Raw genomic sequence first — 23,552 nt, forward strand, 5'->3', positions numbered from 1 at the left:
GCCTGCCGGTAGGCCAGCTCGTGGTTGTCCTGCTGCGCACAGTTTGTGCCTACCAGCGCAGCCTGAGTGGATAAACGCCCCTGAGCCGGAAACGCCGGCGGGAACCACGCCAGATCGGTGATTATTTCGAACATACTTTGGGCTCCGGCATCTTAAGAGGCTCTTTGATCGGGTGTTCCGGGTGGCCATAGTTGGCGCAACTGGTGGTCACCTTGACTTCATCACAGAGCAGAAAATGAACCGTGATCCCGCAGGTTTCCTGCCCTGTATAGTCCGGAACCGGTACCAACGCGCTGTGCTGCCGATTATTAGCACTCATTTTTTTTTCCCAGGCCCGATACTTAGCTGTATCCGCAAACCCAGGAAAACCTTTCATTGAGGCTTCTCCGCTTTCCCAGTCAACCTTAACCGTCATTCCGGGCCGCCATTTCGCCGGCACGCCATAGCAGCAGCAGCCGCCGCCGCCCTGCCAGGGACCAATAGCATCAATCCCCGACTGACCGTCGACGCTGAAATGGTTGATTGCCCATTTGGTGTGATTAATGGCAACAATGGTTCCACCACCGCCGCTCCGGGTTTTAGCTTTCGCCGACGGCTGACTGCATCCCGTCAGCAACAGGGCAACCAGAACCACGAGGTAATGTCGTATTTTCATTTTGCATTCCTTGTATAGCTGCTCCCCCGGAAGGCAACAGCCTCATGATCCCACTTTCAGACTTCTGCCGAAGGTCGTCCGGTCAGGGTCCCAATAACCCAATCCTCGCGCTCTTTATCCAATATCATCCCTTTGGCAGTGGCTGAGAGCATACCGTTGAAGCAGGCAGTAAACCGTTCATCCTGCGAGGCAAATCCAGTATCAGGAACATCCCGATGGCGAAGCATCAGCTTGACGTCGCAGATGCACATCAGGGCTTCAAACTGACTATCACGCAAAGCGATATTCTGACACTTCTCGTTGATTGCGGGCTGTGCTCCCTGCCCCATCAGCAACCCCGGCTTTTCGTCGAGATCCAGCCAGCTCCAGAACAGAGCCGGACGCTGCAGCTGGGCCTGCTGATCCGGTTCCAGAATATGAGAAAACAGATAAGGGAAAATACGAGCATCAAAGTATCTGAACAGCCCTGCACGTCCCTCATGTGTCGCATCGGTGCAGGCAGTTAACCATTCAGCCAGAGTAGTAAAAGACCAGGGAGAACAGAGCACCAACAGCGGGGCTGTCTTTTGTACTTTCTGAGCCAGTTCAATAAACCACTGCTTCTGCTGAGGATCGTTTAAAGAGATCCTGATCAACAGCGGCGACTCTTCAGGCAGGGCATCTTCCGGCAAACCCTTATAGAGAGACTGCCATACCAGAGGCGGTGAAAAATCCCGCAGTACAGGGATGACTGAAAAATCAATACCGCACTGGTCGAGAATAAAATCAAGGTGGGTCATGCTTATATCAGCGCAGGTTTGCTGAAGCAGATTCACCCAGTCAGTGATATGGGTCGTGTTCACTTATGCCTCCCTTGGCACAAAGCCCTGTGCCAGCCGCTGCGCCTTTTTCAGACACTCTTTGCACACTGACGAAGGCAATTCTGGCAGCGGATAATCCTCACTCGCCGGGCCCTGTAATTTATGTTGCCCTTTAAGGCTTAACAGGCCAGGACCATGCACGTTGATTTCGCCCTGTGGCGTGAGCTTGATGTAAGCACCGCCGCAGGCAAGCGTGATACCATTCTTTGCCGTCAGCTGCAGGTGCCCCTGAGTGGACTGCACCGTGACATCCTTCATCGACGTGATAGACAGCGTATCCGAGTGGGATTCCACCGCCAGCGGGCCTTTGGCAGAGACCAGACGCATACCTTCCTGGTGGGCCAGAATAGAGATAGCCTGACTGGCATTGACGGAGTAACGCTGCGCCGCGCTGATATTAACCTCCCCAAGGCTTTGCAGATACATACCCTTTCCGCTGTGCAGCAATGCTGTTTGCGGTGTGACGGCGGCAATACCTTTCGGCGCAGACATTAACAAAGTCGGTTCTTTGAGTAGGCTCGCTCCTGAAACAAGCGCCTGAAGGGGTTGTGTATCCGGTGCGAAGTTTTGGTGGGTCCTTGCAACCTCTCCCCATTCTGCTACCAGATTTACCGCACCTTTCAACAGGCTAATCGCCTGCTCCATCGCCAGAACGTCGCCCTGTGCCTTTGCCTGGCCGTCAGCGCTGATAAAAATTCCTTTCTGCGCCCGGATGGCGCCCCAGCTGTCCGTTCTGAGCTCAAACCCCTCGCCGCGCTGCTGTTTCTCGCTGTCGACCAGGTGCCCCAGATTCAGCTGGCTCTTGCCGCCGTACTCCGTGCTGACCTTGATATGCTCTTTTCCGCGCTCGTCATCAAGGCGGATTTTGTTGTTCGCCGGGGTGCGCAGGACGTTGCGTTTATAATTCTGGATGGTGACGTGGTCGCCGTGAGCCGAGTCGTGCAGCACGCCGGCAATGTACGGCCGGTCCGGGTTGCCGTCCTCGAAGCCAATAGCCACTTCGGTGCCCGCCAGCAGCGGCAGGTGCAGACCGTAGGTGTCCCCGGCATACGGGCGTGACTGCCGCACCCACAGGCTTTCGAACCCCGTCTCCCAGCCGTCACGGTCAAACAGCATGTTAACGCGGTAGCGGCCGTCCTTATCGATATGGCCGTAGGTGTCATTTTCGGTGGTACTGGTGACGCGGGCCGGCAGCGTCCCGGCCATCACCGGGCGAGTCCCCGGCTCGGGGCGGAAGCTGAAATCCGGACTGTCCGGAATGCCGTCAAAACGAAGGCTGAAGTCTTCATCCCGCCTCGCGTGGGTCTGCATCGCCGTGATGACCACGCCATGCGCAAACACGTCCGCCACTTCATACCCGCCGGTAACGTTCAGCCGCATCCCCGGAGAGAGCGCCGGGCTGCTGGTGGTGGCCCGGGTCCGCGTCTGGCCGTTCAGGTAGCGCTCGTGCCGGATGCGGGCATAAAACGCCCCGGACTCGGGCGCCGGATTACGCTCATACGTGCTGCCCGGCGTCAGATAATTGTCGGCATAGTGGTACGCCTCACCGTACGTGGTCGCGTCCCCCCGGGTGACGTCAACCAGCGTATTCATATCCTCTGTGGCCTGGCGGTAGTTGTAGTCACGGGTGCTGACCTGCTTCTGCACCACGTTATGATGGCTCTCCATCCCCCACACCGAGTCCACGCCCTGCGAGTGCTGCCCGGACGGCGGCACAGACGGAAGGGTCAGGCCTTTCTCGTACCCCTGCTGGCTGTCGTAAAACTCCACCACGTCGATGTTCAGGCGCGTGTCGGTGGTGAAGCGGAACCAGATGCCGACCTCGCCCAGCAGGCGGGTGATGAAGTGCAGGTCATTCTCGCCGTACTGCATCACCTGCTCACGGCGCGGATACGCTTTTGTGAGCGAGAACAGAAAGTCCTGGCCGCGCATGCCGTGCCGCTCGCGCAGGATTTTTTCCACAATCTGCGGGACCGACATGTCCTGGTAAATCGCGTTCTGGTGCGAACGGTCAAGCAGTGCCAGACGCGGCCGGAGCGTCAGGGCGTAATGCGTTTCATCTTTTGAGGTGCCAAGGCGTTCAAAACCGGTCACCACCCCCTGAATCACCCGCAGCGGCTGCCGGATTTTGATGCCGTAACCCTGGTCAACCGGGGCCTGGAGCGTCAGCGAGCCGGGCTTCATCAGCATCATCTCTTTGCTGATGCCGTGGTCGCGGCTGGTGAACTCAACACGGTAGCTGAACGGTCTGCTCAGGGCTTCATCGCCTGAAAAGGCCAGCACGTCGGGCTCTGCGTCACAGCCCTTCACCATGAGCAGGTGATGGTTGTGGCTGTATCTGATCGTGGGGTTAGTGCTCATGCGTTGCCCCCCTCAGTCCAGTCAAACTCCAGGCCGATCCCTTCTTCATCGTCCCAGCTCAGGCGTAACGAACGCGGCTTCTGTTTTGCGGCCATGCAGGTCAGCAGCTGCTGGCTCAGCACCGGCAGAATCTGTTGATTCAGCAGGCTATCGACGTTGCGCGCGCCGGTGTCCGGAAGCAGACAGGCGGAGGTCAGGACGTCATACAGGCTCTCATCAATCTGCGTGGCCAAGCCGTAGTGACGATGCAAGCGCTTGCTGACCTGTGCCAGTTTCATTTCCACGATGGTCCGCATGGCAATTTCAGCCAGCGGACGGAAAATCACCGTCTGGAAGCGGGCGAGCAACGCGGGCTGAAAATGATCGCGAAGGATCGGACGCAGCAGTTCGTGCAGGTCTGCTTCGGTGGCTTCCGGGTTTTCGTCCAGCAGCTGCATCAGGTGGTCGCTACCGAGGTTGGAGGTCATCAGGATGACGGTATTGCGGAAATCGATTTCGCGCCCTTCGCCGTCGCGCATAAAGCCCCGATCAAATACCTGATAAAACAGGTTCATGACGTCACGGTGCGCTTTTTCCACCTCATCAAGCAGCACCACGCTGTACGGGCGTTTACGCACCGCTTCGGTGAGGATACCGCCCTGGCCGTAGCCCACGTAGCCCGGCGGCGAGCCTTTCAGTTGGGAAACCGTGTGCGGCTCCTGGTATTCAGAGAGGTTAATCGTTATGAGTGACTTCTCGCCGCCGTACATTGCATCGGCTAAAGCCAATGCGGTTTCGGTTTTACCCACACCGCTCGGCCCCACCAGCAGGAATACGCCCTGCGGGCCGTTCTCGGAGGTGAGGCCGGTTTTTGCCGCACGCAGACGCTGAGCAATGGCTTCGAGCGCCACGTCCTGCCCAACCACACGCTTACCGATTTCATTTTCGAGGGTCAGCAGTTCGGTCTGCTCGTCTTTCATCAGCGATGACAACGGTACGCCTGTCCAGTCGGCAATTACGTTAGCAACGGTGCGTACATCCACATCCAGGGAGAGCAGCGGGTTGCTGTGCTGCATCTCGTTAAGCTCCCGATGCAGCTGCTGAGTTTCGCTTTGGCGCGAGATATCCCGACGGCTTTCCAGCAACTGACCGGTCAGCTTCAATTCCTGACCGTACTGGGTTTCCAGTTCGTCAAGTGCCACAATCAGGCGCACCTCTTCCTGCTCAATCTCGCTCAGACGCCCGGCATGGCACTGATTGCCTATGGCGATATCTTCGAGTAGCGCCTGCTTCTCCATGTCGAGCGCAGAGATACTCGCGCGAAGACGGATCAGCTGTTCCGGTACGGTGTCGAGACTCATACGGACGCGGGCGGCGGCGGTGTCCAGCAGATCGACCGCTTTATCAGGAAGCTGGCGTCCGGTCAGATAACGACGCGAAAGGGTAACTGCCGCACGAACCGCATCATCGGTAATGTGTACATTGTGGTGTTCAGCGTAGCGGGATTTCAGACCGCGTAGCATCAGGCAGGCGGTGTCATCGTCAGGCTCATCCACTTTTACCATCTGGAAACGGCGCTCCAGGGCGGCGTCGCGCTCGAAATATTGTTTGTATTCAGACCAGGTAGTGGCCGCGATAGTGCGCAGTTCACCACGGGCCAGCGCTGGTTTCAGCAGGTTGGCGGCATCTGCACCACCCGCCTGGTTGCCCGCGCCGATGATGGTGTGTGCCTCATCAATAAAGAGCAGGACAGGTACAGGCGATTGCTGCACCGCATCAATGACGTTTTTCAGGCGCTGTTCAAACTCACCTTTCACGCCCGCACCGGCCTGCAGCAGGCCCAGGTCAAGGGTGCGCAAACTGACCGTTTTGAGAGATTCCGGCACATTACCCTCGGCTATACGCAACGCCAGGCCTTCAACCAGTGCGGTTTTTCCCACGCCCGGCTCACCGACCAGGATCGGATTGTTTTTACGGCGACGGGAGAGGATGTCGACCATCTGACGGATTTCCGTATCGCGACCGAAGACCGGATCGATCTTCCCTTCCTTTGCCTTTGCGGTGACATCAAGGGTGAATTTGTCCAGCGCGTTCTGTAGCGCAGGGCTCAGTTCCCCCTCTTTCATTTCCACTCCGGCCGGACGCCCAACAAACTCCACCTCGCCACCGAGGCTCTGCGTCAGTTCAGCTTCATGCTGTATTTCCAGACGCTCATCCGATTGCGCATCCAGCAACGGTCGCAGGCGCTCCAGTTGGTTCTGACCAAGCGTTAACAACGGCCAAAGGCCGTCACAGCGTGCCAGTTTCGGTTTTTCCACCAGGGCCATCAGCAGATGGACGCTGCGAATCTGCTCCTCTTCGTTGAGTGAAGCAAGTAGCCAGGCCTGCTGCATCAGAGCCTCAATTTGGTCAGACAGCTGAGGCCGGTGGCGAACAGAGCGAGGCTGTTTATCGAGCCAGCCGAGCAAATCCTGCCAAATGCTATCCATATCCCATTCGTAGCGACGCGCCAGCACCGTCAGGTCACCTTCGCCCTGCTCCAGCAGCTTCAGCAGCCAGTGCTCCGGCAGAATTTCTGCATGGGCGCGCGTCTGGCAGAGCGAAGCAGCGCCTTCCAGCGCTCGAGCGCAGTATGGATTAAGACGTCGAAGGAGGATTGCCGGGTTTTCCATGTTGATTTTACTCACTGTTGAGGACCTTTCAGGCACGCTACCGCCCCTGGCCGTTACCAAGGCCCATAAGGTCTATTTCCGGGATAGGATGTTTTCTTTGCTCAGCGCCCGCCGCTGCGGACGTTCAGCAAAAAAGAAAAGCGGACAGGGGAAACCTGCCCGCTTGCGACTTACGCGGTGGCGCGTTCGTTCCAGGAATCGGAATGAATGATGTTGCCGTCTTTGTAGGTCCAGGTGATTTTTTCGTAACGCAGTTCAATGCGCTCAAGGTGGTTGTGCTTCTCTTTAGAAGGATCCTTGATGTCGTACATTTCAGGATTCACTTTCACCACCTTCACGTTTTCCAGTTTGGTGTTGAAATACTCCACTTCCTGACCCGCGTCGTTAATTTTGTACCACTTGAATTCAGCAGACTTCAGGGTCTGACCGGTGGTCACGGCCTTGTAAAGGTACGGGCTTGAGGAGTCGATTTCCTTCGTGAACAGGAACGGCGTGTGGATACGCGTGCCGGTCAGCTTGCCGGTATTGTTATCGGTCGGGATGTACAGATTGTGTTCCTGAGCGACCACTTCGATGCTGCCTTCGCGATCCTGAACGTCTACAGACCCTTTAATGTCCGCGCCGCCGTCGTCTTTCAGCCAAAGATAAACAGGAATTGCCATGGAATTACTCTCCATTTAATTGTGATGCGCCATCATCCTGCGATGGCACCGGGTGTTTGCCGGGTATCTGACAGGCGTTAGCCTGCGGTACCAGACTGATTTCGACACGACGGTTGAGCGCACGCCCTTCCAGGGTGTCATTGGTTGCGACAGGACGACTTTCGCCATAGCCCTGCACCGCAAAACAGCTTTCCGGCACGTCGCCGGTGTCGCGCATCCAGTTGCGTACCGCTTCAGCACGTTTCAGAGATAGCGTCTGGTTTAGTTGCGGATTGCCGGTGTTATCGGTATGCCCGGACACGACAATCAGCCACCCCGGCTTCGCTTTAATGCCAACCAGTGAATTCACCAGCATTTTGGTGGAGCCTGCTTTCAGTACGAACTTGCCGGAATCGAACAATGACATGCTGTCGAGGCGCACAATTTTCGGTACCGGCTTGGGCTTCGGCTGCGGTTTGGGTGGCGGAGGTGGCGGCACATACGAGCGGATCGCTTCCAGTACCGGCATCCGTAAACGCTCCCCCTGATAAAGCCCCAGCCCCAGCCGGGTCGGTACGCCGTTACGTGCATAATCATCCAGCAGCGCCGCATCCTCGCGAAGAACCGCAACGGCGCTGGCTTTCGGACCGAAATCATCCATAGAGATGCCGTCGTAACGGACGATATCGAAGCTCACGCGATGCAGCAGCTGCCGATTGTTCCAGCCACTGCTGAGCAGCGCAGCGATGGCCGCCAGGGTAAAAATCCACAGGGCACAGCGCCAGGTGCGGGCCCGCGGAGTGAGCCCGCAGCCCTCCGGCAGCAGCGGCAGGACGAAATCCGGCAAGGGCGAGATCACCGTACTGTCCGTACCTACCGGCTGCCAGCCGACCACCTGCTGCATGGCAGTATGACGAGACAACCACGCCGTCCATGCCGATGAGGCGAGGCTCCCGGCAAGAATCGGCCCCATTCCCCACAGCACCGCTGCAGGTGCGATAGTCGGAACATCAGGGTTCTCATCGATAAATACCGCTTGGACATGCTGATGGAACCAGTTCATCAGGTTGTTCATCAGCACCTGCTGCTGTATCACAGGCGCACCACCGTGGTTGACCCACGCGGCGATAGAACAAGGCGCGTTCGATTCACGCCAGACGCGCCTCTCTTCACCCGGAATTGCTGCCTGCCAGAGCATGTCATCCGTCATCGCACTGCCGATCTGACCATTCAAAATCAATGGCACAGAATGTCCCGTTTCTTTACGCAGCTGGCTGATCTGCCAGCGCAGAGCCAGCAGATGGCTTGTCAAAGCTTCGCTGTCGGCGTGTTTTTGCGGGCAGACACTAACCATCACCGACAGCTGACGCCCCCAGTCCGGGCGCTGCCATAGTATTTGACGAGCAACCTGCTCCAGATCCTGATAGTCCTCAACGCGGATCCAGCATCCCTGCGTAACGGTCAGTACCGGTGACTGTTGCGGCCAGGTCAGCGGCAGATCGCCACAAACCAGCACCACGGGTTGACGGTAAGAAGCTTCCGGAAGATCGTCCAGACACAGGGCGGCGTCGTGTTCAGCACGAGGTCTGGCGATATACCAGAACGCGATGACAAGCCCGAGCATTGCCAGTAGAACGAGCACCGAAACCAGCCGGGATACCGGCAGAAAACCCAGACAGACCACGGCACTCAGCAGGGCAGCCCACAGCGCAAGTCCACGCTGTTGTGCAGGACTCATTTTATGACTCCCGGCAACAGGGACAGCAGCATCCGATCGAGCCAGCGATCCAGCCCCCACCAGAGCGCGGCGAGAACAACCACGCTCAGCCCAATACGCACGGGCCATGAGCCCAGCCATCCGCCCATTCCCCGCCCGGCAAGGCTTTCTGCCAGTACAGGATGGGTCTGCGGATAGCTGAATGGCGTAACATGTTCACTGAGTGCACTAACCAGCTTCTGGCGTTCCGGGTCGTTCAGCGCGCGAAAGCTTCCCAGGAACCCGAGCATCATTACCCGCTGGAAGCAGGTCAGAACGGCATTATCCGGTGCAGGTTCGTGCAGAACATCGCGCATCCTGTCACACAGGGTGTCGCCGGCATCCATCGTGCCGAGAAAATGCCCCTGCAGCGGTATGTCATACCACTGAACACAGGCGTCATCCTCCACACCACGGCCTTTAACCGCCTCGTCAAGCAATGCGCATTGTGCAGTGAGGATATGCTCACAGCTGGCCTCATCCAGCTCGCTCGCTTTCAGTTCACGCTGAACGCGCTCCACATCAGCGATACAGCGTTCCCACAGGAGCCGGCCTTCACCTTCCTGAAACTGCGGGCCATGGCGGAGGCTGATGACCTGAAGCCAGGTATCCTGTAGCAAAGCATCAATATCAACAGACACGGCAGTGCCGCGTTTACGCTCACTCATGTTCTCAGTACCGCAAAGAGTTCAAGTTCTGGCTCGCCGAGCATGCCCGGGACGTAGAACATACATGTCCCGCTCTGGAGCATGTCCGCTGCAAGAGGATGGGAGAGATCGAGACTGAAATACTGATTTTCCAGGCGCAGTGGAATAGCGGCTGGCACGTGGCGCAGTGGCGTCAACGGCACGCCCACGCGGGAAGAGTTGACGATCCCACGCACATGGTCAGGACTGCCCACCTTACACTGGCGCGGAAACTGTTCCTGCAGTTGCGCCACCGGGATCGGTGAACGCACAGAAAGATAGTAATCAGCCCCTTCGCGCAGTCGCGGGTCATGCAGCCGAGCCTGCCAGAAGTGCAGTCGCGGATCGTAATCAAGTGGCAATGACACCACGCGGGACGGCAGGCTGGCCTCAAGCAAATCGCCAAGCAAATCAAACAGCGGCGGAAATACCGCGTTGAGTTGCTCATGATTCCAGACTGGAATGGCGCTCACCTGATGTTCCAGAGAGAAGGTCAGCAGGCTCCCCGCCAGGCGAGAAAGTTCCGGATAGAGACGTTCCGGCGGGCTTTGCAGGTTACGCTGGAACTGGCCAAGCACGGGCTCTGCACTGTTCAGAGCGTTGAGCAGCCAGAACAGCGATACATCTGCCACGGCGAAGTCCGCCATACGCTCATTGCTTTCACGACGCATTGCCATCAAACGACAGAGACGAGCCCGCAGCTGGGTCATCAGTTGTTCCAGTTGGGTAACCAGCCAGCGGCTGCCCTGAAGGGCCAACAGCGGAGGGAGAAACGTCTCATCGAGTTGCCATATACCCTGCGAGTCTTGCTGCAGTCGGGCGAGCGGGCAGGTCAGATAATCGCTGTTGTTCTGGTGGGCAAAACGTAGGGTCAGTTCCGGCTGCATTACCGCAATCTGACGGGTGTCTTCCCCGAAGGTATTGCGCACATCCCGCCAGCGCTGGCGATATCGCACCGGGCGCTCGGCCACTTCATCGGGTTTCAGGCAGTTGCCGCCGTTTGCCCGCAGCAGCGGAAGAGCCAGCACGACCGTCACCGCCTGCGATTCACTTTCAAGCGACAGCACCGGCGGCATAGAATCAGCATTGTCCGTATCAATCAGCGTACCGTCCTGAAAACGGACATGCAGATGACGGGCCTGCAGACGTCCGAGCCTGAGAGATTCCGGTTCGAAAGTGGCGTCAATGACTCCCCAGGGCGAGGTGAGCCCCAGCCGGGCAATACATTCGGCAGACCAGGCCGCATACGCGACCTGCTGCTGAAAGTGCTGGGGAGAGACCATTATGCCCCTGCCCCATAACGGTTGTTCCGTTTTCATCGGCTTCCTGCCTGTTTTTACGATTTCGCTTTCGGCATCTGGGAGACCAGCGACAGGTTCACGTCCATGCCTTCTACCTGGAAGTGCGGGATCGCGTACAATTTCACGCGGAAGAAGCCCGGGTTATCCTCAATATCTTCCACCACCACTTTCGCATCACGCAGTGGATGAGACGCCTGCAGTTCATCGCCCGGATCGGTCATTTCGGTTACCAGACTGCGGACCCAGGTATTCAGCTCCAGCTCCAGCAGTCGGCGATCCTTAGTGGTACCAATGTTTTCACGCTGAATCAGCTTCAGGTAGTGGGCGATACGCGACAGCAGGAAGATGTAAGGAAGACGGGCGTTGATGCGGCTGTTCGCCGTTGCATCTGCGGTGTCATACAGCGCCGGTTTCTGAGTGGAGTTAGCCGAGAAGAAACAGGCGTAGTCGCGGTTTTTGTAGTAGGACAAAGGAATGAAGCCCAGATTCGCGAATTCGAATTCACGGGTTTCAGGAATCATCACTTCGCTCGGGATTTTTACCTGATTGCCAGTACCGAGATCGTACAGATGGATTGGCAGGTCCTGAACCGCACCACCGGCCTGTGGCCCACGGATCTGTACACACCAGCCATTATTGATAAAGCTACGCACCATGTTGGAAGCAAAGGCAAACGATGCGTTGGTCCACAGGTATTTGTCGTGATCCGGACCTTTGACTTCTTCGACATAATTGAAGCTGCGAACCGGAACGGTATCCGGGCCATACGGCAAACGACCCAGCACGCGAGGCATCACCAGGCCGATATAGCGCGCGTCGTCTGTATCGCGGAAGGACTTCCACTTGATGTACTCTGCGCGATCAAAGTAGTTACCAATATCTTTAATTGCAGCGACGTCTTCCATGGACTCCTTGAGGAAGAATTTCGGACCTGCCGAGCCGATAAACGGCATATGTGCCGCAGCGGATACTTTAGAGATATTGCGCAGCAGAGCGACATCCTGCGCTGAAGCGTCGAATTCGTAAGCGGAAATCAGCGCCGCAATCGGCTCGCCGCCCGGGGTATCATATTCGTCGATGTAGGTGTGTTTATACAGACCACTCTGGATCACCTCCGGACAGTCTTCAAAGTCCTGGCGCAGGTCTTCTTTAGACATGCTCAGAAGCTCGATTTTCACGTTCTGGCGAAAATCGGTTTTATCCACCAGCGACTTCACACCGCGCCACAGGCTCTCAACCGCCTGAAACTCATCATGGTGCATTACAGCGTCCAGCTGGCGGCTGATCTGGTAATCGAGTTCAGCGATATGGTGATCAATCAGGCTTTTATCCAGTTTTTCGACTTTCGAGCCTGCTTTGGTCAGACACTCCAGAAACACCTGCATCCCTGCCGTCAGACGCTCATCAGCGGTCGCATCTGACATCGCCTGGGCATCTTGCCAGATATCCAGCGCGCTCAGCTCAGAGACAGGGCTCAGATTGATTTTCTCAAACAGGGAAGCGTAAACCCCACCTGCAGCAGGACGTTCCAGCACCACGCTTTCACCGCCAGCAATATTATTTTGTACAGACATGAGCATTCCTTGATTAATCCGTTAAAACAGCCTGATGGTTAAGGTTTTTTTGATGCCAGTGCTGATAATTCATTTCGCAACTCAGCGCTAAGAGACTGGTCAAGAACGATTTTTTCCAGCTCTTTTCGGAAAGTCTGGTTATCCAACAGGTTGGCCTTCAGATCGCGGAGCAAGTTGCGCATCGCCAGCATCGCCTTCAACTGCGGTATCTGGGCAGCAACCTGCTCTGGCGTGAAATCCTTCATGCTCTGGAAAGTCAGCTGAATATTGTCTTCACCACCATCGTCAGACAGCGTATTTTTAACGGTCAGATTAACTTTTGGGGAATATTCGGAAAGAACACTATCAAAATTATTTTTGTTAATGTTAACCTTTTCACGCTCAGATATTGGCGCAGATTCCTGCCCATTGCTGAAATCACCCGTAACAAGCAGTTTTAATGGTAATTCCATTTTCTTGCTTGCTCCGCCAGTATGCAGGTCAAGCTTCAGGTTAATACGTGCCTTCGGCACCTCATTCTGAAAACTGTCAGCCATCTAATCATCCCTCTTTGTTTTGCTATGCAAACTTCACGGTATCGTTCTTGATGCGCAATAATAGAATAATGATCGACACAAAATCAAATACGCAGATCATTTATCCGCAATAGGATATTTCTTAAGAATTTTCCACTAAAACATTATTGCGAAATGCCTGACTAACCCAGAAAAAGACGCTACTTATGGCATATAAAACGAAGATTTGTATCGAATAAACGATCTCAGGCAGATAAACACTCACAAAAACATCCTGTCTTGATTTGCATCATAACAATGATATCCAAAACAATAAATGCGCAGCCAGGCCTTATTGTGCCAAGATAAAATAAAGACGTTAAGAAATAATGAAAACACACGATTTTATTGATTACATGAATAACACATAAGAAATATCGCAGGGAATATTCCTATTCATTTACCTGTCGCATTAAATAATTTTCTCAGCTAAGTGACCTGCCACAAATTTTCCGTGGCGCTTTTGTTCGATCCGCCCCTCTTATGGAAATGTTTCTATCGCCACGCATGCCGAGAGATAATCTGACAGCACGTAATATAAAAACTGTAAAATCAAGCACCTCCCTGATTGCCGCTTTTTTAATCAAAAACGAGTAATAGCACATATCGTATAACGGTGTTACATTATGCCGCCCACCCAATGTCAGCTATGGCCAGGTAACGCCGTAAAGATCGGTAAAGCCTGCAACCATGACCTTGTACTACGGTCTAATAGGCACGTGGTATCGCACTATGCGTTACTTTCACCGGCTCTACATAGGTTTCTCTATTTTGTCTCAATCCAATTTCAAACGCGCATTTTTACACCCGCGTTACTGGTTTACATGGTTTGGTCTTGGCGTTCTTTGGCTGCTGGTTCAACTCCCCTACCCTGTGCTGCGTATGCTGGGGTCGAAACTGGGCAGCGCATCCCGCTATTTCCTGAAGCGTCGTGAATCTATCGCGCGCAAAAACATTGAGCTTTGCTTTCCTCAGTACAATGCTAAAGAACGTGAAAAACTGATCTCTGAAAACTTTAAATCCATCGGAATGGCGCTGCTCGAAACCGGCATGGCCTGGTTCTGGCCGGATGAACGCGTCCGCAAGTGGTTTGATGTAGAAGGGCTGGATAACCTTAAACGTGCACAGCTGCAAAAACGCGGCGTGATGGTTGTTGGCGTGCACTTTATGTCGCTGGAGCTGGGTGGACGGGTGATGGGCCTTTGTCAGCCGATGATGGCGACCTACAGACCTCACAACAGTGCGCTGATGGAGTGGGTACAAACGCGAGGCCGCATGCGTTCCAATAAGGCGATGATCAGCCGTAATAACCTGCGTGGAATGGTCGGGGCTCTGAAGAAAGGTGAAGCCGTCTGGTTCGCTCCCGATCAGGATTACGGACGCAAAGGCAGCAGCTTTGCCCCCTTCTTTGCCGTGAAAAACGTAGCGACGACCAACGGGACTTTTGTCATTTCGCGTTTGTCAGGTGCATCCATGCTGACCGTGACAATGGTGAGAAAAGCGGATAAGTCAGGCTATCGTCTGCACATCTCTCCTGAAATGGCTAACTATCCGGAAAACGAGTGTGAAGCGGCAGCGTTTATTAATAAGGTCATCGAAACAGAAATCATGCGCGCGCCTGAGCAGTATCTGTGGATGCATCGCCGTTTCAAAACGCGCCCCCTTGGTGAAGCCTCACTCTATATCTAAGCCCTTCATGAAGGTTAGTTTCGCTAAGAAACTAATCTTTTCAATTACCTGTCATCCAGTTGGAAAGCAATTTTTATAGCGTCGCTCAAAGCGAATTTATTACGCTGTGAAATCAAACTGTCGCCGTTCCCCGACACTCGTAAGTGACGGAAATTATTTGAAAAATCCCTCTTGCCACCCCTCATTTTTAGGCGTACATTAGCGCCGTCTGGCTACAGGAAAGCACAGAATTCTGAGCTGGAGTCGGCGGCGTAACGGGAAAATTCTCATTTCTGGTTTGGCCGGATTTCAGCTCTCTATAATCAGTTGGACTCTGTTTTTAAGTGCGTACCACAAGATACGCGGAGCGATGAAACGTGAAATATTTCTTTATGGGCATTTCGGTGATCGTTTTAGTCTGGGCCGGAACCTTTGCCCTCATGATCTAGTGAAGAACATGCAGTCAAAAAAACAGGAGCCATCGGGGCTCCTGTTTTTTTATGTCATGACGACGCGGGGTGTTCAGCAACGCTCTTTGTTGAGAGCAGACCATCAGCCCGGAACATACCCTTGATGCCCCTTACCGCCTGACGAATACGGTCGCTGTTTTCGATTAAAGCAAAGCGCACGTGGGTGTCGCCATAATCACCAAAGCCAATGCCAGGGGACACACATACCTTCGCGTCCTGCAGCAGCTTTTTAGCAAACTCCAGCGACCCCATCGCTGCGTACGGTTCCGGAATTTTCGCCCATACGTACATGGACGCTTTCGGCATCTCCACCATCCAGCCAGCCTCATGTAACCCTTTTACCAGCACGTCGCGGCGACGTTTATACTGGGCAGCAATGTCGTGAACGCACTGCTGATCGCCTTCCAGAGCGGCAATAGCGGCAACCTGCAGCGGCGTGAAGGTACCGTAATCGTGGTAACTCTTGATACGCGCCAGTGCACTTACCAGCGTTTTGTTACCCACCATAAAGCCAATACGCCAGCCCGCCATGTTGTAGCTTTTCGACAGGGTGAAGAACTCCACCGCTACGTCACGCGCGCCCGGAACCTGCATTATCGACGGGGCTTTCCAGCCGTCATAGACAATATCGGCGTAGGCTAAATCATGAACCACCAGCACGTCATAACGTTTGGCCAGAGCGACAACCTTCTCGAAGAAATCAAGCTCCACGCACTGCGCCGTTGGGTTCGACGGGAAACCGAGGATCATCATCTTAGGTTTCGGGTAGCTTTCGCGAATGGCACGTTCCAGTTCGTTAAAGAAATCGACACCTTCCACCAGCGGCACAGAGCGCACCTGCGCCCCGGCAATCACCGCGCCGTAGATGTGGATTGGGTAACTTGGATTGGGTACCAGCACCGTATCACCATGATCCAGCGTGGCCAGCATCAGGTGTGCCAGCCCCTCTTTCGAGCCGATGGTGACAATGGCTTCACTTTCCGGATCGATATCAACCTGATAACGATCCTGATACCAGCGCGAGATCGCGCGACGTAACCTGGGAATACCGCGCGAGGTTGAGTAGCCGTGCGTATCCGGACGCTGGGCAACCGTGCAGAGCTTTTCAACGATATGCGGTGGCGTGGGGCCGTCAGGGTTACCCATGCTGAAATCGATAATATCTTCGCCGCGCCGACGCGCAGCCATCTTCAGTTCAGCAGTGATATTGAAAACATAAGGGGGGAGACGATCGATACGCGTAAAACGGCGTTCAGGACTGAATTCAGCCATAGATTCCTCAGATTAACGTTAGCGCCCGGACCGTCCGAGCGACGCTGCCACCGATGTGGCGTGCTTAGAAAATAACCTGAAAAAATTCACGCTGTCGAGAGGGAAATGAAAAAAAAGCCCCCGCGCGAAAACCGGAACACGAGAGCGCCTGAAAGTGGAAGAAGGGTTCTGATATCGGCTTTCCGTTAGCCGTTATTTAACACGCTGATATCAAAACAGTTACCTGCCGATATGGCGCTGAGAAAAAAATGGGTCGCATCAATCCTCGCCTGGCAATCCCCTTTGTAAATTATGGTTTTTCCTCATTTGATAAACCCGACGGATAGCTGGTCAATACGCCCCAGGTTTTTTATCATGGTCCTTTCCCGTTTTCCCAGGTCTGCTCCGTGCACGAGATATTCACTATGCTGCTGGCGGTTTTTGACCGTGCGGCATTAATGCTGATTTGCCTGTTCTTCCTCATTCGCATTCGCCTGTTTCGCGAGCTTTTGCATAAATCTGCTCATTCGCCCAAAGAGCTGCTGGCCGTTACCGCCATCTTTTCCCTGTTCGCCCTGTTCAGCACCTGGTCCGGGGTACCGGTCGAGGGTTCGCTGGTTAACGTGCGCATTATCGCCGTCATGTCCGGCGGAATTTTGTTTGGCCCGTGGGTGGGTGTCATCACCGGCGTGATTGCCGGGACCCATCGCTACCTGATTGATATCGGTGGCGTAACGGCGGTGCCGTGCTTTATCACCAGCATTATCGCCGGGGTGCTTTCCGGCTGGATCAGCCGCAAGATCCCCAAAAAACAGCGCTGGCGCGCCGGGATTGCTGCGGGCATGGTGTGCGAAACGCTGACCATGATCCTGGTCGTCGTCTGGGCCCCCACCACCGCGCTGGGGCTGGATATCGTCTCGAAAATCGGTATTCCCATGATCCTGGGCAGCGTCTGCATCGGTTTTATCGTGCTGCTGGTGCAGAGCGTTGAAGGGGAAAAAGAGGCCAGCGCCGCCCGTCAGGCCAAGCTGGCGCTGGATATTGCCAACAAAACGCTGCCGCTCTTTCGCCACGTTAACGCGGAGTCGCTGCGCCAGGTCTGCGAGATTATCCGCCACGACATTCACGCTGACGCCGTCGCCATCACCAATATCGACCACGTGCTGGCCTACGTTGGCGTTGGGGAACACAACTATCGCGACAGTGATGACACCATTAGTCCGACCACCAGACAGGCGATCAACTACGGCAAAATCATTATTAAAAACAATGATGAAGCTCACCGAACGCCGGAGATTCACTCGATGCTGGTGATCCCGCTATGGGAGAAAGGCGTTGTGACGGGCACGCTGAAAATTTATTACTGCCACGCGCATCAAATCACCTCCACGCTGCAGGAGATGGCCATCGGCCTGTCGCAGATTATCTCTACCCAGCTTGAAGTCTCCCGGGCAGAACAGCTGCGCGAGATGGCAAATAAGGCAGAGCTGCGCGCGCTACAGAGCAAAATTAATCCCCATTTTCTGTTTAACGCGCTGAACGCTATCTCCTCTTCCATTCGTTTGAATCCGGACACCGCGCGCCAGCTGATTTTTAACCTGTCGCGCTATCTGCGCTACAACATCGAACTTAAAGATGACGAGCAGATCGACATCAAAAAAGAGCTGTATCAGATCAAAGACTACATCGCTATTGAGCAGGCGCGCTTTGGCGACAAGCTCACGGTGATTTACGATATTGATGAAGAGGTCAACTGCGTGATCCCGAGCCTGCTGATCCAGCCGCTGGTCGAAAACGCGATTGTTCACGGTATTCAGCCCTGTAAAGGCAAAGGGGTGGTCACCATCAGCATCACCGAAAGCGGCAACCGGGTGCGAATTGCCGTGCGCGATACCGGCCACGGGATTGATCCAAAAGTCATCGAACGCGTGGAGTCTAACGAGATGCCCGGGAATAAAATTGGGCTGCTGAACGTGCATCACCGGGTCAAGCTGCTTTACGGCGACGGGCTGCATATTCACCGTCTTGAACCAGGCACTGAAATCGCTTTTTACGTCCCGAATGAACGCTCCCCTGTTCATGCGGCGACATCTTTATTACCTCAGGGTGAGTAATATGAAAGTTATCATCGTTGAAGATGAAATACTGGCTCAACAGGAGCTCACCTGGCTTATCAAAAATCACAGCCAGATGGAGATTGTGGGTACGTTTGATGATGGTCTGGACGTGCTGAAGTTTTTGCAGCATAACCGGGTCGACGCCATTTTTCTCGATATCAATATTCCCTCGCTTGATGGCGTGCTGCTGGCGCAAAACATCAATCAGTTTGCCCATAAGCCGTTTATCGTTTTCGTTACCGCATGGAAAGAGCACGCCGTAGAGGCCTTCGAGCTGGAGGCGTTTGACTATATTCTTAAGCCTTACCAGGAGTCGCGGATTGTCAGCATGCTGCAAAAGCTTGAGGCCGCATGGCAGCAGCAGAGCGCCCCGGCTGCCGCCAGCCCGACGATACGCGAAAACGACACCATTAATCTGGTCAAAGATGAGCGCATCATCGTGACCCCGGTCAACGATATCTACTACGCCGAAGCGCACGAAAAGATGACGTTTGTCTATACGCGGCGTGAATCGTACGTAATGGCGATGAACATTACCGAATTCTGCAGCAAGCTGCCGGCAGCCCACTTTTTCCGCTGCCACCGTTCGTTTTGCGTCAATTTAAATAAGATCCGCGAGATCGAACCGTGGTTTAACAACACCTACATCTTGCGTCTGAAGGATTTGGATTTTCAGGTGCCGGTGAGCCGCAGCAAGGTGAAAGAGTTCCGCCAGCTGATGCACCTGTAGAGAAAGAGCCCTCTCCCGCGGGAGAGGGTAATGATGCGTCAGAGGATTTGACCGAGAACCTGACGCAGATGGGCACCCGAGCCCACCAGGCCTGGGTTATCATGCACGATGAGATAAACAGGAATGTCCTGTACGTAGCTTCTGAAACGCCCTTTATCTTCAAACCCGCCGCGGAAGCCGGAGGCTTTAAAGAAGTCGAGGAAGCGCGGCACGATCCCGCCCGCAATATAGACCCCGCCAAAGGTGCCCAGGGTCAGCGCCAGGTTGCCGCCGAACCGCCCCATAATGACGCAGAACAGCGACAGAGCGCGACGGCAGTCGATGCAGCTGTCCGCCAGCGCGCGTTCGGTGACGTCTTTCGGCTGCAGGTTTTCCGGCAGACGACCGTCCGATTTCACAATCGCGCGGTACAGGTTCACCAGCCCCGGTCCTGACAGGACGCGCTCGGCGGAAACGTGGCCGATCTCCGCGCGTAACTCTTCGAGGATAATGCCCTCTTCTTCGCTGTTTGGCGCAAAATCAACGTGGCCGCCTTCACCCGGCAGGCTCACCCAGCGCTGAGCAACATGCACCAGGTGCGACACGCCCAGGCCGGTACCGGCGCCGTAAACCGCAATCGGCTTGCCCTCGACCGGCTCAGCGCCGCCAAACTGAATCAGGTGCTCCGGCTTCAGCATCGGGATCGCCATGGACACCGCGGTGAAATCATTGATGATTTCCAGATGCGCAAAACCGAGATTCTTTTTCATCTCTGCGATGGAGAATGCCCAGGTATGGTTGGTCATTGCGACCCAGTCGCCGGTTATCGGGCAGGCAATGGCGATGCAGCCGTCTTCGACGCTCACCTGATGCTCTTCCAGATAGACGCGAACAACGGCCTCAAGGCTTGGGTAATCCAGCCCTGAGTAGGTTTTCGCCCGGGAAATTTCACCGCTACTTACATCGCATAATGCGAGACGCGCGTTCGTGCCGCCCACATCGCCTACCAAAGCATACTTTGTCATTCTTCTACTGCTCCGCTAAAGTCAGAATAAATCTTTGGGACACTGTAAATTCAAGGCGTGATAACAACAACGACCGGAAGGTGAATGCCCGTGGATTATCGATCTTCGTCACAGAATAACTTTACCGTTTCAGCACCTTTTGCACTATTGCCATAAGGCTTAATGTGCAAAGTAACGTCATCGCGTTTTGTACAAGGAAATCATCATGCTCCACCCGCGAGCCAGAACCATGCTGTTGCTGGCCATTCCGGCGCTGATCATCGGCGTGGCCTCAAGCCTGGTCCTTATCGTCGTGATGAAAGTCGCGTCGGTGCTGCAAACTCTCTTATGGACGGCGCTTCCTGCAAAACTGGGGGTCACCGCGGATTCGTCTGCGTGGATCATCCCGATGCTGACGTTAACCGGTATTGCGGTGGGCCTGGCGATCCGTTTTAGTCCCGGTCATGCCGGACCGGACCCGGCGCTGGAACCCCTGATTGGCGCCCCGGTTTCCCCTTCAGCACTGCCGGGGCTGATCGTCGCGCTGATAGTGGGCCTGGCGGGCGGCGTCAGTCTGGGCCCCGAGCACCCGATTATGGCGGTGAATATTGGCCTGGCGGTTTACCTTGGTTCACGCATTTTACCGCGCGTCGGCGCGCTGGACTGGACCATCCTCGCCTCCGCTGGCACCATCGGGGCGCTTTTCGGCACGCCTGTTGCCGCCGCTCTGATTTTTTCACAGACGCTCACCAGCAATGATGATGCCCCGCTCTGGGATAAACTTTTTGCTCCATTGATGGCCGCGGCAGCCGGCGCGCTGACGACCAGCCTGTTTTTCCATCCCCATTTCTCCCTCTCTCTGCCCCACTACGGAGAGATGCAGATAGCGGATATTTTCAGCGGCGCCATCGTCGTCGCGATAGCCATCGCGCTGGGGATGGTGGCGGTATGGTGTCTTCCGCGCCTGCACCGGCTGATGCATAAACTCAAACATCCGGTGCTGATTCTGGGTACAGGGGGATTAATCCTCGGGATTTTAGGCTCGATTGGCGGAACGGTGACGCTGTTCAAAGGTCTGGACGAGATGCAGCAGCTGGCCTTCAGCCAGGTGTTTAGCGTTTCCGATTACCTGCTGTTTGCCGTCATCAAGCTGGCGGCGCTGGTCGTCGCAGCCGCGTGCGGTTTCCGCGGTGGACGCATCTTCCCGGCGGTGTTTGTCGGCGTGGCGCTGGGGCTGATGCTGCACGAGCACGTCGACGCGGTTCCGGCGGCGATTACCGTTTCCTGCTCTATTCTGGGGCTGGTACTGGTGGTGACGCGCGATGCGTGGCTGAGCCTGTTTATGGCGGCGGTAGTAGTGCCGGATTCGACGCTGTTCCCGCTGCTTTGCATCGTGATGTTGCCCGCCTGGCTCCTGCTGGCGGGCAAACCGATGATGATGGCCTGGCGAAACGACAAGTAATCAGGCGCTATTGCGCGCTTCCAGCGCTTTGGTAATCGCCCCCAGCAGCGGCGGGATGTCCGCTTTTGGCAGCATAACCTCAATTAGCGAGAGCCGCTCGTGGTGCGCCACTTTTTCCAGCACGTCCGCCAGCTGCTCCGCTTCACTGACCCGCCAGCACTGAGCCTGAGGATCGAGGCTCAGGGCCTGCGGGATTTGCGTCCAGTTCCATAGCGCAATGTCGTTGTAACGCTGCTCCGGCCCGTGAATTGCCCTTTCAACCGTGTACCCTTCGTTGTTGAGCACCAGAATGATGGGGTGTTGTTTATCACGCAACATTGACCCGAGCTCCTGAATAGTCAGCTGCGCCGCGCCATCCCCCGTCAGCACAATCACGCGCCGGTTCGGGCAAGCCGTTTGTGCGCCGAACGCCGCGGCAAGGGTGTAGCCGATCGAGCCCCACAGCGGCTGGACGATAAAATTCACGTCGGCAGGCAAACGCAGGTCAATCGCGCCAAAGGCCGAGGTTCCTTGATCGGCAAGGATGATATCTCCCGGACGAATAAACGTTTGCAGCGTTTTCCAGAAATTATCCTGGGTAAGCGATCCTTCAGGCTGAGGGAAGGCCAGCGCGCTATGGGACAACGGAGCTGGTTTCTCGTGCACGTGCTGTTTGCACAGCTCCACCAGCGTTTCAATTGCCTGAAGCATGGGGATGCCGGTAAACCAGATATCACCGACGCGTGAAGCATGAGGCTGAACCTCTATCGTTTGCGACGGCGTTAACTGATGGGTGAAGCCAGCCGTCAGGGTATCGGTAAATCGCGTGCCGATGCACAGCAGCGTGTCCGCTCCCTCTATCGCCTCTTTTACCGGGCCGGCGCTTGCCGAACCGCTGTAGGTGCCGTAAAAACCGGCGTGACGTTCGTCGAATATGCCTTTGCCCATCAGCATCGTGGCGTGCGCCATCGGCACGTCCTTCACCCACTTCTGTAGCGCCTGCTTCAGCCCGTGGCGCAGAACAAGGAAATCCGCTAACAGCGCGGTACGCTTGCTGACAGCCAGTTTATTCTCTGCGGCATCCCGGAACGCTTTCAGGCAGGCGCTATCGGCATGGGCATGCCGAAGCGTGAGAGCGTTTACAGGCGGCGTGGCGGCTTTTTTTGCCACATCGGCAGGTAACATCAAATAGCCGGGGCGACGTTCCCGGAGCATCGTCGTCAGTACCCGGTCGATTTCATAACAGGCGTTTTGTTCGGTCAGGATCGCCTGTGCAACGGTGATCGGTTCGCTCATATGGTAAAAATGACGGAACTCACCATCGCCCAGCGTATGGTGCAGAAGTTCCCCTCTTTGCTGAGAAGCCGTACCCGGCGCCCCAACGATATGGAGTACCGGAACGTGCTCGGCATAGCTGCCCGCAATGCCGTTCATGGCACTTAACTCTCCTACGCCAAACGTCGTCAGCAGCGCGGCGAAGCCCTTACAGCGGGCATATCCGTCAGCGGCATAAGAGGCGTTTAATTCGTTGGCACAGCCCACCCAGCAGATATCCGGGCTGTCTATTACGTGGTCGAGAAACTGCAGGTTATAGTCGCCCGGCACGCCAAACAGATGATCGGCTCCACAATCTGTAAGACGGTCCAGCAGGTAATCGGCGACGCAGTACGGGGTACGCATAAACAGGTATCCTTCTAATGTTGACCTCACCTTGAGTATTAAATAAGCGTGATGGCTGTCCAGAATTGCCGACAAGAAGGCTATGGAAAGAATGCTTTACAAAAAAGGCTGCGCTATGCTGCTTTTTTTCACGTTAATGTAAACGTATACACTGTTTGTTCTCTTCAGCGCGA

Annotated in this window: 18 protein-coding genes; 5 read left to right on the plus strand and 13 right to left on the minus strand. The window is 55.3% G+C overall.

What is annotated here, in order from left to right:
• Nucleotides 1-121 precede the first annotated feature (121 nt).
• From OSH03_RS16885 to tssB, 10 genes are all read right to left on the minus strand, one after another.
• On the minus strand, nt 122-655 hold the full coding sequence (locus OSH03_RS16885) for a Tli1a family immunity protein (RefSeq protein ID WP_266179634.1): 534 nt from the start codon (nt 653-655) through the stop codon (nt 122-124).
• Between the two features lie 56 nt (nt 656-711).
• Nucleotides 712-1,497, minus strand: coding sequence for a toxin Tle1 chaperone Tla1 (locus tag OSH03_RS16890; protein ID WP_151412980.1), 786 nt, complete (start codon nt 1,495-1,497; stop codon nt 712-714).
• A complete protein-coding gene (locus OSH03_RS16895) occupies nt 1,498-3,876 on the minus strand; it encodes a type VI secretion system Vgr family protein (RefSeq protein ID WP_266179635.1) in 2,379 nt (792 codons plus the stop codon).
• Nucleotides 3,873-6,527: a type VI secretion system ATPase TssH gene (tssH, locus tag OSH03_RS16900; protein WP_266179721.1), complete on the minus strand. Its 2,655-nt coding sequence runs from the start codon at nt 6,525-6,527 to the stop codon at nt 3,873-3,875. The genes OSH03_RS16895 and tssH overlap by 4 nt, the downstream gene beginning before the upstream one ends.
• Nucleotides 6,528-6,697: 170 nt before the next feature.
• Nucleotides 6,698-7,189 (minus strand): type VI secretion system effector Hcp, encoded by a 492-nt coding sequence (gene hcp, locus OSH03_RS16905; RefSeq protein ID WP_024558534.1) that lies wholly within the window; start codon nt 7,187-7,189, stop codon nt 6,698-6,700.
• A 4-nt stretch (nt 7,190-7,193) separates the two neighbouring features.
• Nucleotides 7,194-8,906, minus strand: a complete 1,713-nt coding sequence (locus OSH03_RS16910) for an OmpA family protein (protein WP_266179636.1) — start codon at nt 8,904-8,906, stop codon at nt 7,194-7,196.
• On the minus strand, nt 8,903-9,592 hold the full coding sequence (gene tssL, locus OSH03_RS16915; RefSeq protein ID WP_266179637.1) for a type VI secretion system protein TssL, short form: 690 nt from the start codon (nt 9,590-9,592) through the stop codon (nt 8,903-8,905). The genes OSH03_RS16910 and tssL overlap by 4 nt, the downstream gene beginning before the upstream one ends.
• Complete coding sequence (gene tssK / locus OSH03_RS16920) at nt 9,589-10,929, minus strand: type VI secretion system baseplate subunit TssK (RefSeq protein WP_266179638.1); 1,341 nt, start codon at nt 10,927-10,929, stop codon at nt 9,589-9,591. The genes tssL and tssK overlap by 4 nt, the downstream gene beginning before the upstream one ends.
• Nucleotides 10,930-10,946: 17 nt before the next feature.
• Nucleotides 10,947-12,491, minus strand: a complete 1,545-nt coding sequence (tssC, locus tag OSH03_RS16925) for a type VI secretion system contractile sheath large subunit (protein ID WP_061097477.1) — start codon at nt 12,489-12,491, stop codon at nt 10,947-10,949.
• 32 nt (nt 12,492-12,523) lie between these two features.
• The gene (gene tssB / locus OSH03_RS16930) at nt 12,524-13,021 is read right to left on the minus strand and encodes a type VI secretion system contractile sheath small subunit (protein WP_061097476.1); all 498 of its coding nucleotides are present in this window, start codon (nt 13,019-13,021) and stop codon (nt 12,524-12,526) included.
• 750 nt (nt 13,022-13,771) lie between these two features.
• Between tssB and lpxP the strand changes: the two genes are divergently transcribed.
• Entirely contained in the window at nt 13,772-14,728 is a 957-nt protein-coding gene (gene lpxP / locus OSH03_RS16935) for a kdo(2)-lipid IV(A) palmitoleoyltransferase (RefSeq protein WP_266179639.1), read from the plus strand.
• A gap of 356 nt (nt 14,729-15,084) precedes the next feature.
• Nucleotides 15,085-15,156 carry a membrane protein YpdK gene (gene ypdK, locus OSH03_RS22115; protein WP_099458937.1) on the plus strand — a complete coding sequence of 24 codons (72 nt, stop codon included), beginning with the start codon at nt 15,085-15,087 and terminating at the stop codon, nt 15,154-15,156.
• Between the two features lie 54 nt (nt 15,157-15,210).
• On the opposite strand, the gene alaC is transcribed toward ypdK, so the two are convergent.
• Nucleotides 15,211-16,449 (minus strand): alanine transaminase, encoded by a 1,239-nt coding sequence (gene alaC / locus OSH03_RS16945; protein WP_266179640.1) that lies wholly within the window; start codon nt 16,447-16,449, stop codon nt 15,211-15,213.
• 386 nt (nt 16,450-16,835) lie between these two features.
• On the opposite strand from alaC, the gene OSH03_RS16950 reads away from it, so the two are divergent.
• Nucleotides 16,836-18,542 (plus strand): LytS/YhcK type 5TM receptor domain-containing protein, encoded by a 1,707-nt coding sequence (locus tag OSH03_RS16950; protein WP_266179641.1) that lies wholly within the window; start codon nt 16,836-16,838, stop codon nt 18,540-18,542.
• 1 nt (nt 18,543) lies between these two features.
• Nucleotides 18,544-19,275, plus strand: coding sequence for a LytR/AlgR family response regulator transcription factor (locus OSH03_RS16955; protein WP_266179642.1), 732 nt, complete (start codon nt 18,544-18,546; stop codon nt 19,273-19,275).
• Nucleotides 19,276-19,313: 38 nt separating this feature from the next.
• Here OSH03_RS16955 and glk read toward each other — a convergent pair whose 3' ends face one another.
• The gene (gene glk / locus OSH03_RS16960; protein ID WP_266179643.1) at nt 19,314-20,279 is read right to left on the minus strand and encodes a glucokinase; all 966 of its coding nucleotides are present in this window, start codon (nt 20,277-20,279) and stop codon (nt 19,314-19,316) included.
• Nucleotides 20,280-20,484: 205 nt separating this feature from the next.
• Between glk and OSH03_RS16965 the strand changes: the two genes are divergently transcribed.
• Nucleotides 20,485-21,720, plus strand: a complete 1,236-nt coding sequence (locus OSH03_RS16965) for an ion channel protein (RefSeq protein WP_266179644.1) — start codon at nt 20,485-20,487, stop codon at nt 21,718-21,720.
• Here OSH03_RS16965 and ipdC read toward each other — a convergent pair whose 3' ends face one another.
• Nucleotides 21,721-23,379 carry an indolepyruvate decarboxylase gene (ipdC, locus tag OSH03_RS16970; protein WP_266179645.1) on the minus strand — a complete coding sequence of 553 codons (1,659 nt, stop codon included), beginning with the start codon at nt 23,377-23,379 and terminating at the stop codon, nt 21,721-21,723.
• Nucleotides 23,380-23,552: the final 173 nt, after the last annotated feature.

The sequence above is a fragment of the Enterobacter nematophilus genome, from assembly GCF_026344075.1.
GTDB classification, from domain to species: Bacteria; Pseudomonadota; Gammaproteobacteria; order Enterobacterales; family Enterobacteriaceae; genus Enterobacter; species Enterobacter nematophilus.

Bases quoted from the DNA above. Each gene is read 5' to 3' on its own strand.
- OSH03_RS16885 (WP_266179634.1), bottom strand. From the start codon at position 655: ATGAAAATACGACATTACCTCGTGGTTCTGGTTGCCCTGTTGCTGACG.
- OSH03_RS16895 (WP_266179635.1), bottom strand. From the start codon at position 3,876: ATGAGCACTAACCCCACGATCAGATACAGCCACAACCATCACCTGCTC.
- tssH (WP_266179721.1), bottom strand. From the start codon at position 6,527: ATGGAAAACCCGGCAATCCTCCTTCGACGTCTTAATCCATACTGCGCT.
- hcp (WP_024558534.1), bottom strand. From the start codon at position 7,189: ATGGCAATTCCTGTTTATCTTTGGCTGAAAGACGACGGCGGCGCGGAC.
- OSH03_RS16910 (WP_266179636.1), bottom strand. From the start codon at position 8,906: ATGAGTCCTGCACAACAGCGTGGACTTGCGCTGTGGGCTGCCCTGCTG.
- tssL (WP_266179637.1), bottom strand. From the start codon at position 9,592: ATGAGTGAGCGTAAACGCGGCACTGCCGTGTCTGTTGATATTGATGCT.
- tssK (WP_266179638.1), bottom strand. From the start codon at position 10,929: ATGAAAACGGAACAACCGTTATGGGGCAGGGGCATAATGGTCTCTCCC.
- tssC (WP_061097477.1), bottom strand. From the start codon at position 12,491: ATGCTCATGTCTGTACAAAATAATATTGCTGGCGGTGAAAGCGTGGTG.
- tssB (WP_061097476.1), bottom strand. From the start codon at position 13,021: ATGGCTGACAGTTTTCAGAATGAGGTGCCGAAGGCACGTATTAACCTG.
- lpxP (WP_266179639.1), top strand. From the start codon at position 13,772: ATGCGTTACTTTCACCGGCTCTACATAGGTTTCTCTATTTTGTCTCAA.
- alaC (WP_266179640.1), bottom strand. From the start codon at position 16,449: ATGGCTGAATTCAGTCCTGAACGCCGTTTTACGCGTATCGATCGTCTC.
- OSH03_RS16955 (WP_266179642.1), top strand. From the start codon at position 18,544: ATGAAAGTTATCATCGTTGAAGATGAAATACTGGCTCAACAGGAGCTC.
- glk (WP_266179643.1), bottom strand. From the start codon at position 20,279: ATGACAAAGTATGCTTTGGTAGGCGATGTGGGCGGCACGAACGCGCGT.
- OSH03_RS16965 (WP_266179644.1), top strand. From the start codon at position 20,485: ATGCTCCACCCGCGAGCCAGAACCATGCTGTTGCTGGCCATTCCGGCG.
- ipdC (WP_266179645.1), bottom strand. From the start codon at position 23,379: ATGCGTACCCCGTACTGCGTCGCCGATTACCTGCTGGACCGTCTTACA.